Annotated in this window: 13 protein-coding genes; 3 read left to right on the top strand and 10 right to left on the bottom strand. The window is 50.6% G+C overall.

Annotation, left to right across the window (positions count from 1 at the left end; translation table 11 throughout):
- Nucleotides 1-127: 127 nt before the first annotated feature.
- The 6 genes from ACS18Q_RS08515 to ACS18Q_RS08490 form a co-directional block, all read right to left on the bottom strand.
- Nucleotides 128-1,093, bottom strand: a complete 966-nt coding sequence (locus ACS18Q_RS08515; RefSeq protein WP_041942528.1) for an alpha-L-glutamate ligase-like protein — start codon at nt 1,091-1,093, stop codon at nt 128-130.
- 2 nt (nt 1,094-1,095) lie between these two features.
- Complete coding sequence (locus ACS18Q_RS08510; protein WP_014204911.1) at nt 1,096-2,604, bottom strand: inactive transglutaminase family protein; 1,509 nt, start codon at nt 2,602-2,604, stop codon at nt 1,096-1,098.
- Nucleotides 2,605-2,620: 16 nt separating this feature from the next.
- Nucleotides 2,621-3,364 (bottom strand): ATP-dependent zinc protease family protein, encoded by a 744-nt coding sequence (locus tag ACS18Q_RS08505; RefSeq protein ID WP_014204912.1) that lies wholly within the window; start codon nt 3,362-3,364, stop codon nt 2,621-2,623.
- 110 nt (nt 3,365-3,474) lie between these two features.
- Complete coding sequence (gene cmoB / locus ACS18Q_RS08500) at nt 3,475-4,446, bottom strand: tRNA 5-methoxyuridine(34)/uridine 5-oxyacetic acid(34) synthase CmoB (RefSeq protein ID WP_014204913.1); 972 nt, start codon at nt 4,444-4,446, stop codon at nt 3,475-3,477.
- A 90-nt stretch (nt 4,447-4,536) separates the two neighbouring features.
- A complete protein-coding gene (cmoA, locus tag ACS18Q_RS08495) occupies nt 4,537-5,265 on the bottom strand; it encodes a carboxy-S-adenosyl-L-methionine synthase CmoA (RefSeq protein ID WP_014204914.1) in 729 nt (242 codons plus the stop codon).
- Nucleotides 5,266-5,416: 151 nt separating this feature from the next.
- The gene (locus ACS18Q_RS08490; protein ID WP_172561443.1) at nt 5,417-6,283 is read right to left on the bottom strand and encodes a DUF72 domain-containing protein; all 867 of its coding nucleotides are present in this window, start codon (nt 6,281-6,283) and stop codon (nt 5,417-5,419) included.
- 321 nt (nt 6,284-6,604) lie between these two features.
- Here ACS18Q_RS08490 and aspS point away from each other — a divergent pair, with 321 nt between their 5' ends.
- Nucleotides 6,605-8,380, top strand: coding sequence for an aspartate--tRNA ligase (gene aspS / locus ACS18Q_RS08485; RefSeq protein ID WP_143678888.1), 1,776 nt, complete (start codon nt 6,605-6,607; stop codon nt 8,378-8,380).
- A gap of 130 nt (nt 8,381-8,510) precedes the next feature.
- Nucleotides 8,511-9,089 carry a thymidine kinase gene (locus ACS18Q_RS08480; RefSeq protein ID WP_004725473.1) on the top strand — a complete coding sequence of 193 codons (579 nt, stop codon included), beginning with the start codon at nt 8,511-8,513 and terminating at the stop codon, nt 9,087-9,089.
- A 110-nt stretch (nt 9,090-9,199) separates the two neighbouring features.
- Here ACS18Q_RS08480 and ACS18Q_RS08475 read toward each other — a convergent pair whose 3' ends face one another.
- The 3 genes from ACS18Q_RS08475 to ACS18Q_RS08465 are packed head-to-tail and all read right to left on the bottom strand — an operon-like array spanning nt 9,200 to nt 11,542.
- A complete protein-coding gene (locus ACS18Q_RS08475; RefSeq protein ID WP_038151407.1) occupies nt 9,200-9,832 on the bottom strand; it encodes a YdcF family protein in 633 nt (210 codons plus the stop codon).
- On the bottom strand, nt 9,825-10,655 hold the full coding sequence (locus ACS18Q_RS08470; protein WP_441256922.1) for an NAD(P)H-binding protein: 831 nt from the start codon (nt 10,653-10,655) through the stop codon (nt 9,825-9,827). Before ACS18Q_RS08470 ends, ACS18Q_RS08475 begins: the two co-directional genes overlap by 8 nt.
- Nucleotides 10,652-11,542: a LysR family transcriptional regulator gene (locus tag ACS18Q_RS08465; RefSeq protein ID WP_055466194.1), complete on the bottom strand. Its 891-nt coding sequence runs from the start codon at nt 11,540-11,542 to the stop codon at nt 10,652-10,654. The genes ACS18Q_RS08470 and ACS18Q_RS08465 overlap by 4 nt, the downstream gene beginning before the upstream one ends.
- 85 nt (nt 11,543-11,627) lie before the next feature.
- Between ACS18Q_RS08465 and ACS18Q_RS08460 the strand changes: the two genes are divergently transcribed.
- Nucleotides 11,628-12,056: a PACE efflux transporter gene (locus tag ACS18Q_RS08460; protein WP_441256921.1), complete on the top strand. Its 429-nt coding sequence runs from the start codon at nt 11,628-11,630 to the stop codon at nt 12,054-12,056.
- Between the two features lie 58 nt (nt 12,057-12,114).
- Here the strand turns inward: ACS18Q_RS08460 and ACS18Q_RS08455 are convergent, their stop codons facing one another.
- Nucleotides 12,115-12,348, bottom strand: a complete 234-nt coding sequence (locus ACS18Q_RS08455) for a TIGR02647 family protein (protein ID WP_004725482.1) — start codon at nt 12,346-12,348, stop codon at nt 12,115-12,117.
- Between the last annotated feature and the right edge of the window lie 327 nt (nt 12,349-12,675).

Below are 12,675 nucleotides of genomic sequence, written 5' to 3'. Positions count from 1 at the left end.
TATGGCAAGGGAAGGGGAGTTCTGGGCAGGCGCTCATGCGTTGACACGGCCATCAGGCATGTGATTCAAGGTAAAAAAACGGGGCACTTGCGCGCCCCGTTGAAGTCTCAGATACCAAGTTGAAGTCTCAGATACCAAATTGTTTGACCGCGTAGGCAACGCGCTCAGCGGGCGTTGGCGCAATCAATGGTGAACCTAAACTCTCAATGTGATGCAGACGGGGCAACAATCCGGCGCCGTTGGCAATTTGAATTGCCAAGCCGGGGCGCGCATTCAGCTCCAGCACCATCGGGCCTTCTTCTTTGTCCAGCACCATGTCGGTACCGATGTAGCCGAGTCCGGTCATTTCCCACGCACTGGCCGCGAGCGTTAACAAGCGCTCCCATTGTGGCACTTGCAATGTATGAAGCTCTTTGCCGGTATCCGGATGATGGGTGACCGGGCGGTTAAACTGCACGGCACGGACCGCTTTGCCGGTGGCGATGTCGACGCCCACACCGACCGCACCTTGGTGCAGGTTGGCCTTACCGTCTGAAGCAGACGTGGAAAGACGCATCATCGCCATGACCGGGTAGCCTTTAAAGACGATGATTCGAACATCAGGCACACCTTCATAACTGAAACCGTCAAAGCAGTCGTCAAACTTGATCAAGTTTTCTACTACCGCCACGTCGTTTTTCCCACCAAGAGAGAACAACCCCGCCAGCGCATTACTGATGTGGCGCTCGACGTCCTCTTTACTGATGGTTGAACCGGACGGCTTGGTGTACACGCCATCTTTGTGAGACACGATGACCAGAATACCTTTACCGCCACTGCCGCGAGCTGGCTTAATCACAAAGCCAGGCCACTCTTTCACCATGTCGTGAATGCGTTTCACATCCCCTTGGTTGCTGATCACGCCAATCAGTTTAGGCACCGTACAACCAGCGCGCTGCGCAATCAGTTTGGTTTTGAGCTTGTCATCTACCAACGGGTATTTGGAACGATCATTGTAGCGCCCAATGTAGCTGTGGTTACGCTTGTTCATTCCCATGATCCCCTTCCGACGTAACTTGAAAGGGGAGGTGTATTCAGAAAGAGAGAAAAACATAATTAATCTCCGTCTGCGAGGGGTTTAAAGCGGCGCAGCTCAGTAATTCGGTAACCAGTGTATGTTCCCAACAGCAAAATAGCCGCTAGAACAATCAACTGAAGTCCGATGAAGTTAAAGGTCAGGTGCTGCACGTATGAGTTGGTCATCGCCAGATAAATCAGCACAGCAGTCAGCAGCGAACCGCCACCTTGCATGATGACTTCTTTCGCGCCTTCTTCTTCCCACAGAATCGACATCCGTTCGATGGTCCACGACAAGATGATCATCGGGAAGAACGTAATGGTCAGGCCTTCCGTCAAACCGACTTTAAATGCGACCACGGTAAAGACGGAAATAATCAGGATGACCGAAATAATGACCGCGGAGATCCGTGCAACCAACAGCAAGTTCAATTTGGAGAGGTAACTTCGAATGATGAGGCCGGTGCCGACAATCAACAGGAAGCCGACGATACCGGTGGTCAGTTGCGTTTGTACGAAAGCGACGGCAATCAGAACCGGCATGAACGTACCGGAAGTTTTCAATCCGATGATCACGCGCAGGAAGACCACAATCAACGCCCCGATTGGAATCAACATGATGGTTTTGAACATCGCCTGTTCTTCCAGCGGCAGGCTGTGAATCGACAGGTTCAGCAAGCCGTCAGACTGCACTTTGCTGTCTGTGGCCTGTTGCGGTGACACGTCTTGCGCAATCATGCTAAATAGCACTTGGCTGTTTTGACCGCCCATCACATCCAGCAATGAGATGTTTGATTCGTCCCACACCAAGAGATTCGGGTGAGTCGGTTGCGTACCGGTTTCTGGATTAAACAGCACCCATTTTTTGCCATTCCACACTTCGTTCATGTGTTGAATCGCTTGGCGACGGCGACCATCTTCCAACTGAATGACGCCAACCACTTTGTTTGGCACTTGCGCGTACGACAACAGTTTCTGCGCGGTATCCACCTTGCTCATTTTGTTCAGCAGTAGGGCTGCGTTCTGGCTTTCGCTATCGTTTAGCGTTTTGATGAGTTCACGAGTGAAGGTGACATGATCGGCAGACAGGCGCGTGGCTTGGTCAATCACGGCAATCGCCGCTGCTTCTTCTGGGCCATCAAACGTTGGCTTCACGATTTCGCCTGTAGGGGGCACCGGAATCGTTTTCGCTTGTGGGTCGACCAGAAATTGCGTCTTGTAATAGATGGTTTGAGGGCCGGTTGCTTGGCGAATCGACCACTCAGCGCGGCGGCCGGAATCGGTGCTGACATATGAAATGCCGTAACCGGGTGAAGATGCGTTCTCGCCAACCAGTGTGTAGCCGTCTTGCGTGTGCGGTGCGGCAAGTGACACTTTGGCTTCTTTGCCCTGAGCTACAAACTCAACGCGGGCTTCAATATCCCATACTTGACGGGTTTCGCCTGGGGTCCACGGCACACCGTAGCTCTGATGACGAATGACACTTAACGTAATGCCGACCGCAACCAACAAAAGTATGGAGAGATAAAACGGAACTCGTGACGTCATAAGTGAGTGACCTTATTTATTTTATTTTGGTTTCTGTCTGAATATATTTACGACTTACATCCACTACTGCGATATCGCGAATGAACTCGCGACCAAGAAGGATAGGATGGCTCATCTGAGAACGGTCGGCCAGTGTGAACTGTGTTTTTTCATGGATATCACCCAGTTTGACCCACAGTTCAACCACTGCACGGCGTTCACTTTGGTCGCTGGTGGATTGACGAATACGGACATAACGTAAGATAGGCGCTTCAATCCAACCACTGTCATCTTTGGCACCGGTTTCATCAGAAAGATGGAAACGAACCCAATTTTTGCCATTTCGCTCAAACTCTTCCACATCCACAGCATTCAGAGACGACGTGGCGGCGCCTGTATCGATGCGTGCGTCGAAGTTTTTCTTCAGCGTATCAATGGTGACTTTTTCAATTTCACCCAACACCACTTCGTGACGCGGTTTGGTTTGCACGGCCATGGCCTGAACTTCGGCCGGTGGGGTCTCAATCACCGTATGAGTTTGTTCGGCAACCGATTTGAGTTCTTTCACTTCGGACTTGAGGGAAACGACCTGACTTTCGAGGCTATCGATGTAGTCCATTTGATTGCTGATGTGCAGCTCGAGGTTGGTCATTTTGTTGGAAAGCGTGGATTCGGACTGTTGAATCGCGTCCAGCGTAGCTTGGTGGTACTCGTCGCCCTTTAATAATGTGCAGCCAGAAAGCATGGTAAGTGCAACGACGGGTGCTATTCGCTTAAACATTTGCGACCTTATTCTTGATTATCGGTTGATGTATTTATAGCAGAGGATGCATCGCGCATCCCGTGCTAGGTTAGTCTTATCCATGAATTGACGAGTTAAAACTGTGTCAATTATGGTTTCTTCGCCACCAAAATCGCGCGACGTGGCGCAGGGTAGCCTTCGACCGTTTTACTTGGATCGTTCGGATCGATGTAATCCGGTAGCGAATTGTGTGTCATCCATTCCGTTGTGCGCTGTTCACCCAGCGACGTGACGTTCTCGTCCACGATGCGCACATCTTCAAAACCGACTTTTTCCAGCCACACTTTCAGTGCCGGTGCTGATGGGAAAAAGTACACATTGCGCATCTGTGCGTAGCGGTCGAACGGAACCAACACTGCGTTTTCGTCCCCTTCAATGACCAAGGTTTCCAAAATCAGTTCACCGCCGGAAATCAGCTGGTTTTTCAATTGGATCAGATGATCGAGTGGGGAACGACGGTGATACAGTACGCCCATACTGAAGACAGTGTCAAAGGCTTCCAATTCAGGCAACTGTTCAATACCCAGTGGGAGCAAGTGAATGTGCTGATTGTTGCCCATTAATTTGCGCACCGCTTCGAACTGGATCAAAAATAGCTCAGAAGGGTCGATGCCAATCACTTGATGCGCGCCTTCACCCAGCATGCGCCACATGTGATAGCCATTACCACAACCCACATCCAATACGCTGCGGCCTTTCAAAGGCGAAATGTGCGGCAACAGACGATCCCATTTCCAATCTGAGCGCCATTCGGTATCAATGTGGATGCCATGCAGATGGTATGGGCCTTTGCGCCACGGGTGGAACATTTTCAGCAAGCTTTCTAGCTTCTTCTGTTCACCGATGGGCAACGGTTCTTGATTGCAGACACTCACCGAGTCTTTCAGGTCAATTGTGTCTGGTGTGAAGTCGGGAATCTTCTTCAAAGCACGCAACCAGCGATCAATATCCCCGTGGCCTTTTTCTTCCCAATCAGCCAATTGCTGTGGCAATACTTTGAGCCAAGGCTGTAGACGCGTGTCTTGCGCCAGCAGTGAATAAACGTTACCAAAGTCAAACATGGTGAGTTCCTAAATAGCGACATCATGCCCTGACATGATCAACAAAAAGCAAACCGGTTCCGTCAGGGCGAGGAACGCTTGCGAATTGATTTATTTAATGGCGAACATGGAGCCGAAGTTAAAGCATTGGAACCACACTTCGTAGCTCGAAAAGCCCAGCTGTTCGAAGCGTGCTTTATGCGTTTCGACAGAATCCGGACGCATCACGTTTTCAATCGCACTGCGTTTTTGGCTGATTTCCAGCTCGCTGTAGCCGTTTGCGCGTTTGAAGTCGTGGTGTAGGTCAATCAACAGTTCGTGAGCCGCCTGATTTTCGAAGATGAATTTTTCCGACAGGATCAAAATGCCGCCCGGGCGTAAGCCTGCGTAGATTTTCTCTAGCAGCGTGTAGCGGTCTTCTGGCGACAAGAATTGCAAGGTGAAGTTGAGTACCACCACTGAGGCGTTGGTGATATCAATGTTGCGAATATCCGCTTCAATCACCTCGACGGGGGTGTCCGAGCGGTACGCGTTGACGTGTAGTTTACAGCGTTCCACCATGGCGGCCGAATTGTCGACGCCAATGATCTTGCAGCCTTCCTGTTTGATGTTGCGACGCATGGAGAGCGTGGCTGCGCCGAGTGAACAACCCAAGTCATACAGGTTGCTGTGAGGCTTGGCAAAGCGTTCGGCCAGCATGCCAATCGCCGAAATAATATTGGCGTAGCCGGGGACCGATCGCTGAATCATATCTGGAAAGACTTCAACCACACGTTCATCGAACGTAAAGTCTCCGATCTTATCGATAGGGGCTGAAAAGATAGTGTCTTTGTTGCTCATGGTAACCTCACGGCAGCTCGCGTCAGCCTGAAGATCGCTTCAGGCTCAAGAAAAGGCGCGTATTTTATGAAAAATTTTGCCTGCTGTCATTAAGCGGGCGGTGTTTCTCATCAGCAAATGTCCCGCCATGAATTCAAGTGCAAGTGACGGGTTAGAACATCGCCAGTTGGTTGTTGCCATCTTGGGCTGGAAACGGTGCCAAGTCAGGCAGCGTCAGGGCTGCCTGCAATGAATGATAAAGTGTTGCTGCAAGCTCTGGCGCAAAATGATTGTCCGGCGTGTGAATCATCACATAAGGTTGTTTTCCGTCGCGGATCCACTGTGGTAACTTATGCAACCACGGTGCAAAGAAGGGCAGGTTTGCGTCATGCTCCGGGTGGCCGATGAATCGGATCATCGGTTTGCTGGCGGTCGCGATGGCATGTACGGGCACTTTGGGCTTCTTCATTTGCGCATCGATGATGACTTCGTTAGATGGCGGGGCGGCAAAAACGGGGCGACTGTCCATGATAATGCGGTCAATTTGCTCTTCCATCAGCCATTGATTGAGCGCGCGTTCAGCGTCGCCTTTGGCAAAATACGCCATATGACGGACTTCGACGCCCAGTGGAAATTCACGCGGGAAATAACGGCGAAACTTTTTCAGATGGTCAAGGTGCTCGGGGCCAAATGCTGCGGGCAATTGAATCGTCCACATTCCGACTCGGTCGTGCAGCGGTTCCATCAGTGTCATGAAGGTTTTCAGTTCATCCTGACACCCCTGCAGCAGGTGCTGATGCGTAATGCTTTTGGGCAGTTTAAAGGTAAAGCGGAATGCATCGTGGGTGGCCGCTTTCCAGTTCTGTACCGTGGCCGGCGATGGGGACGCATAAAACGTGGTGTTGCCTTCGACAGTATGAAAAACCTGCGCGTATTTCGCCAAACGTTCAGCCGCTTGCGTGCCGCTGCCATAAAAGCCGCTCTGCCAAGCAGGGTGCGACCACATCGTCAGTCCGAGTCGAAGAGGAAGGTCATTCATGGTAATGGCTCAAATTCCGTTGCGGTTGGGCTGGTACGGGGCAGGATACGACAGATTGCGTCTTGACCCAAGTGACCTCGCATTTCGTCGACACTTGGGTATATAATCAGCGCCAATTTTACAGGGCGTCGATGCTTTAATCGCTGATTTGGCGGATTATTGTACTAAAAAACAGCGGCGCTTGATAAAACACAACAAATTGTATTCTGGAAGGTCGATCTTGATCGCCTTTCAGCGTATAAATGGAACTTTGCGCTGTGGCTTCAACGAGGAATCCACAGCTTAGAATTTGATGATTAATTAGAGATTGGGAATTTCATTATGCGTAGCCATTATTGTGGTCACCTGAACAAGTCCCTCGCAGGACAAACTGTTGAGCTTTGCGGTTGGGTTAACCGCCGTCGTGATTTAGGCGGACTGATCTTCATTGATATGCGAGATCGTGAAGGCGTCGTTCAGGTGGTTGTTGATCCCGATATGGCAGACGTTTTTGAAGTGGCAAACCAGCTTCGTAATGAATTCTGTATCAAACTGACTGGCGAAGTACACGCTCGTCCTGACAGCCAAGTGAACAAAGACATGGCGACAGGCGAAATCGAAGTCTTGGCGAAAGGCCTACAGATCATTAACCGTTCTGATGTTCTGCCACTCGACTTCAACCAGAAGAACTCGGAAGAGCAACGTCTGAAATACCGTTACCTAGACCTGCGTCGTCCTGAAATGAGCGATCGCATCAAACTGCGCGCGAAAGCATCAAGCTTCGTTCGTCGTTTCCTAGATACCAACGGTTTCCTCGACATAGAAACCCCAGTTTTGACTAAAGCAACGCCAGAAGGTGCACGTGACTACTTGGTACCAAGCCGTGTTCACAAAGGTAAATTCTACGCGCTGCCACAATCTCCTCAGCTCTTTAAACAGCTGCTGATGATGTCAGGCTTTGACCGTTACTACCAAATCGTTAAATGTTTCCGCGACGAAGATTTGCGTGCTGACCGTCAACCAGAATTCACTCAGATCGATATCGAAACGTCATTCATGACGGCGGATCAAGTGCGTGCTGTGACTGAAAAAATGATTCGCGAAATGTGGCTTGAGCTGCTGAACGTGGATCTGGGCGATTTCCCTGTTATGCCATACAGCGAAGCGATGCGTCGTTTCGGTAGCGACAAACCAGACCTTCGTAACCCGATGGAACTGGTGGATGTGGCTGATCTGCTGAAAGAGGTCGATTTCAAAGTCTTCTCTGGCCCTGCGAACGATGAAAAAGGCCGTGTTGCGGCACTGCGCGTACCAGGTGGTGCGGCGCTGTCTCGTAAACAAATTGATGAATACACGGCGTTTGTTGCGATTTATGGCGCGAAAGGTCTGGCATGGTTGAAAGTGAACGACCTAGCTGCAGGCATGGAAGGTATTCAATCGCCAGTAGCGAAATTCCTGAACGAAACGATCGTGTCGGCCATCCTTGAGCGTACTGGCGCACAAACTGGCGACATCATCCTATTCGGTGCCGACAAAGCCAACGTGGTTTCTGAAGCACTGGGCGCGCTGCGTCTGAAAGTGGGTAAAGAGCTGAACATCACCAACGAATCCACTTGGGCACCACTGTGGGTGGTTGATTTCCCAATGTTTGAATCGGACGACGAAGGCAATGTGGCTGCAATGCACCACCCATTCACGTCACCACTGAACATGACACCGGAAGAGCTGAAAGCGAATCCAGAAGGTGCGCTATCAAACGCATACGACATGGTTCTGAACGGCTACGAAGTCGGCGGCGGTTCGGTACGTATTCACGATGCAACCATGCAAGCGGCGGTATTCGACCTGCTGGGCATTGATGCGGCAGAGCAACAACTGAAATTCGGCTTCCTGTTGGATGCACTGAAATTCGGTACGCCACCACATGCGGGTCTGGCGTTCGGTTTGGACCGTTTGGTGATGCTGCTGTGTGGTACCGAAAACATCCGTGATGTGATCGCGTTCCCTAAAACAACCGCAGCGGCGTGTCTCCTGACTGATGCACCGAGCCTTGCAAACCCAGCCGCGCTGGATGAGCTGGCGATTGCCGTGACTGCGGCGAAAGAAAAAGCAGAATAAGCATTTGATAGGGTGGCTTAGCCACCCTTTTTTTATTGATGATCGCGCAAATGTGAAGCGAGTGATGGCCGTGATGCTGCCTGTTTGCTTATCATTGCGCGAATTTTAGTTTTAGACAGGAAACAGCACTTTGGCTCAGATGTATTTTTATTACTCGGCAATGAACGCGGGTAAGTCGACCACACTGCTTCAATCATCGTTTAACTATCAAGAACGCGGCATGACGCCCGTGATCTTCACCGCGGCGATCGATGATCGTTTTGGCGTGGGTAAAGTGAGTTCTCGAATCGGCTTAGAAGCGGATGCACATCTCTTTACCTCGGACACCAATCTGTTTGATGCCATCAAGCAACTGCATCAAAACGAAAAACGTCATTGTGTGTTGGTGGATGAGTGTCAGTTTCTGACCAAAGAACAAGTTTATCAACTGACTGAAGTGGTGGATAAACTGGATATTCCCGTACTCTGCTACGGTTTGCGCACTGACTTTTTGGGGGAGCTGTTTGAAGGCAGTAAATACCTGTTGTCGTGGGCAGATAAACTGATTGAGCTGAAAACCATTTGTCATTGTGGGCGCAAAGCCAACATGGTGATCCGCACGGATGAGCATGGCAATGCGATTTCCGAAGGTGACCAAGTGGCGATTGGTGGCAACGACAAATACGTGTCGGTGTGTCGTCAGCATTATAAAGAAGCGTTGGGGCGCTAAGCTGCCATTGTCTTTCTCGATAAAAAGGATGGGGTGACCCATCCTTTTTTGCGTTTGGTCCCCGAACCACTGAATCCCTGAACCAGTGAACCGATGGCGGGTGACTTGGTTTACGCAACCAGCGGTTTGAGTGCCTGATAGGCTTGCATCACCGCTTCCGGGATCGGCTGCTCAATTTGATAGCCTTTTTCGGGGTAGTGCTGAATGCGTTCGAAATCGCCAATCATGGCGTAGAGCACGAAATCGAGCGTCAAATCTTCAGTCAGGTAGTCAAAGAAGGTGCCGCCCATGGAAGTGACTTGTAACGAATCAATCGCGTCAGGCCATTGCTTCATGAAGGTCGCGTAAGCGCGGCGTTCCATGTACGGTTTTTGCACCAGAATGATTTTACGAGGGTGAATGCCTTTTTTCTGCAGCAGTTCATGCGTGAAGCGCACGTTCTCGCCGCTGTTGGTGGAACGCGGTTCGAGTAACAAAGCGTCAGAAGGCACGCCGCAATCTTTCGCCACTTGGGCAAAGGTGACGGCTTCGCTGTGTTTAAAAATGCCATCGGTAAAACGACCGTGGCCGCCGGAGAACACAATCAGCGGCGCCAAGCCTTTGTGATAGGCGGCGGCTGCGATTTCAGCGACTCGGGTATCGTTGCTGCCCGGGACGAAAATGACATCGGCAGCGGTCAGCTGATGTCCCATTTGCATGTATTGCCAAAGCGTTTCGAGATGCTGATATAGATGTTTACTCATCGCCATTGAAGGCCTCCAGAGTGTGTGAATAGTGAAACTGATATCCCGCCTGAACCAATTTGTCGCTGACAATTTGTTTATCGGCAATCTGGACCACTGGCGGCAGTGCCTCGTTGGAAGCGGCGGCTTGCAACGCGGCTTGATAGAATTCTGCTTTGCTCACGGTATTGGGCGTCGTGGCATTGACCACCTCTCGAGACAGGTGTTCAACGGCAAAGGTCACGGCACCGACAGCGTCGGTCAAATGCAACATGTTCGCTGGTGCTAATGCACTGACTTGCTTTAACCGGGCGGCAAAGCGAGCCGGGTGACGGCTTGGGCCAATCAGGCCGCTACAGCGGACAATCGCATAATCTAGCCCTGAGTCTATGATGCTTTGCTCGGCTTGCAACATCACTTTTGCGTTGGCTGAGAAATCTGGCTCAGAGAGTGCCAGCGCAAGCGTTGCTTTTGCTTCATTCATCGGTTCTGCTCGGTCTGGATAGACGGTGGTGGAGCTGACCATCACCAACTTTTTGCACTGCGCGACTTGGGCTGCATTGGCCAGGTCTTGCCACTGCTTGGCGTATTCTGCCCCTTGTCCGCGTCGAAATCCCGGAGGGAAACTACCCACCACAGTATCGCAACCCAATGACGCGATTATGTCAGCTAAATGATCCGATTGACTGAGATCGCAAATAAACCCGTGGATGCCGTGTTGTGTCAGTTCGTCAACGCCTTGTTGAGATGTGCGGCTCGCACTGACCTGATACCCAAGCGATTGAAGATGTTTCGCCAGTGGCAAACCCAGCCAGCCAGCACCGATGATGGCGATATGCGTCATTGTGATTGTCCTTTAAACAGTTGGCGCAGCAGTTCACGAGTGCGCTGATGAATGGAATCTTGAGCGTATTGATGATGTTGAATGACATCGACGTTGGTGTACCAAGCCAGTTGCTCAAAAGCGACCGGCACACGCACCAGCCGACCGGCCTCGATTTCCGCTTGTGCGAGGTGCGTTGGAAGTAGGCACCAACCAAAACCATGAATCGCTAAGTCCAGCAACAAATAGTAGTTGTCAGCGTACCATACATCGGGACTGTGCGGCTGATGAAAACTGCTGGCGGTGTAGTTGCGCGAACGAACCGCCAATTGCCGGTGCAGGCGCAGTGTGTCGATGTGTGGGGCGACGGATTGGGCGAGGGCGTGTTGACTCGAAACGTAGACATCAAACTTAATCGAACCGATGGATTCAAAATCGATCGTCTCAGGCAGTGCTAACTCACTGAAAATTAACCCGCACGTGGCGCGGCCGCTTTCAATCATTTCAATCACGTCTTTGCTCGAAGCACTTAAGCATTCCAGTTCTATCAAGGGAAATTCGGTTTCGAGTGCAGTCAGCAGTGAGGTAAGCCCTGACAGCAAAATGCCTTCATCGAGCGCCAGCGTCAGTTGCTGGCTGCCTTGCATAGACAACCCCGTGGCTTGTTGGATCAGACGCTTGTGCTGCTGCACCGTCGCTTGGGCGTAGGGCAGTAGCTTATGCCCAGCAGGGGTGAGTACCGGATAACGTCCTTGGCGTTCAAACAGTTGGCTGTTGCAATCGATCTCCAAATTCATCACATGTTGACTGATGGCCGATTGCACTTTGCCCAGTTTACGTGCAGCGCTGGAAAAGGAGCCACACGCTGCGGTGGCGATGAACGCTTCAAGCTGCTCAATACTAAACATATCGCTTTTACCGATGGTATCTAACTTATATCTATCGCAATACTAGATGAAAATGACGCCATGTCCACAGTCGGAGCGACGAATCATGTCTAACCAAGAGCGTTTATTTCACGCCATCAGCTTTGAGTTGATGGCTTTACTATTTGTCGTGCCATTAGGCGCGTTGTTATCGGGGAAAAGTGGCGGCAGCATGGCCGCGATTGGGATTGGGTTGAGTCTTTTTACCGTGGTTTGGAACTACGTTTATAACGTGGGGTTTGATCGCCTGTTTGGGGCTGATCGCACGCAGCGCAAAGCAAAGATTCGAGTGTGGCATGCGGTGGGCTTTGAAGGTAGCTTGGTGTTTGTCACGGTGCCTGTGATTGCGTGGTTCTTGCAAGTGTCGTGGTCGACCGCGCTGCTGCTGGAAGCCGGATTCCTGACGTTTTTCTTCTTCTATACGATTGCGTTCAACTGGGGCTACGACAAACTTCAACCTTATCAACGTTGGGTGATTGCCACCAAAATGCAGTAGACACAAAAAGAGCGCCGATTGGCGCTCTTTTCAGTTCGTTCGTGAGGTCATGAGATCGTTAGGCGCTCAGCACGCGCAACAATCGATCGGCCTGTTCGGCCATGGCAATTCCTTCGTTGGTGAGGTAGCCACCATCGGGTTGAGTACAAAGCTGCTTCTCGAACAAGCGCTGAGCGGCACTTTGCGCCGCATCGGAGGCGTCGGTGTGAACTTTGATTCCTGTCGCGGCACTGCCGATATCAAACTGAAGTAACAGGTTCAGTTCGTCGAGATGCTGTTGAGAAAATTTCATCGTGAGCCCTTCTTAATGATTGAATTAGGTTCACGATAGTCGTGTCATTTCGATCGCGCAATCACTCCGAAACAGAAGTGTTATATCGAACTGTTATGATGCTTTTTTCGTCAGGTATTTCGTCAGTTTTGTAATCAGTCTGCTCAATGATATGAATCATCGTCATATCGAAATATATGGCAATGGGTTTGGCAAAATGTGAATTAAATTGTCTTGTTTATCAGTGTAATAAATTGATTTCTATCAAAGTTAGTTTGAGTGAATAAGAAACTGAGGTGCTATGAAAAAATTTAATTGGTCTCACGATAAAAACAAATTGAGTAAACA

Source organism: Vibrio sp. Vf1514, assembly GCF_052076135.1.
In the GTDB taxonomy this organism is placed as follows: domain Bacteria; phylum Pseudomonadota; class Gammaproteobacteria; order Enterobacterales; family Vibrionaceae; genus Vibrio; species Vibrio furnissii.
This window is presented reverse-complemented; position numbering and strand designations above follow the sequence as displayed.

What these genes read in the sequence shown, in the direction of transcription:
- ACS18Q_RS08515 (WP_041942528.1), bottom strand. Translation starts at nt 1,093, where the DNA reads ATGTTTTTCTCTCTTTCTGAATACACCTCCCCTTTCAAGTTACGTCGG.
- ACS18Q_RS08510 (WP_014204911.1), bottom strand. Translation starts at nt 2,604, where the DNA reads ATGACGTCACGAGTTCCGTTTTATCTCTCCATACTTTTGTTGGTTGCG.
- ACS18Q_RS08465 (WP_055466194.1), bottom strand. Translation starts at nt 11,542, where the DNA reads ATGTTTAGTATTGAGCAGCTTGAAGCGTTCATCGCCACCGCAGCGTGT.
- ACS18Q_RS08455 (WP_004725482.1), bottom strand. Translation starts at nt 12,348, where the DNA reads ATGAAATTTTCTCAACAGCATCTCGACGAACTGAACCTGTTACTTCAG.
- ACS18Q_RS08475 (WP_038151407.1), bottom strand. Translation starts at nt 9,832, where the DNA reads ATGAGTAAACATCTATATCAGCATCTCGAAACGCTTTGGCAATACATG.
- ACS18Q_RS08490 (WP_172561443.1), bottom strand. Translation starts at nt 6,283, where the DNA reads ATGAATGACCTTCCTCTTCGACTCGGACTGACGATGTGGTCGCACCCT.
- cmoA (WP_014204914.1), bottom strand. Translation starts at nt 5,265, where the DNA reads ATGAGCAACAAAGACACTATCTTTTCAGCCCCTATCGATAAGATCGGA.
- ACS18Q_RS08505 (WP_014204912.1), bottom strand. Translation starts at nt 3,364, where the DNA reads ATGTTTAAGCGAATAGCACCCGTCGTTGCACTTACCATGCTTTCTGGC.
- aspS (WP_143678888.1), top strand. Translation starts at nt 6,605, where the DNA reads ATGCGTAGCCATTATTGTGGTCACCTGAACAAGTCCCTCGCAGGACAA.
- ACS18Q_RS08460 (WP_441256921.1), top strand. Translation starts at nt 11,628, where the DNA reads ATGTCTAACCAAGAGCGTTTATTTCACGCCATCAGCTTTGAGTTGATG.
- cmoB (WP_014204913.1), bottom strand. Translation starts at nt 4,446, where the DNA reads ATGTTTGACTTTGGTAACGTTTATTCACTGCTGGCGCAAGACACGCGT.
- ACS18Q_RS08470 (WP_441256922.1), bottom strand. Translation starts at nt 10,655, where the DNA reads ATGACGCATATCGCCATCATCGGTGCTGGCTGGCTGGGTTTGCCACTG.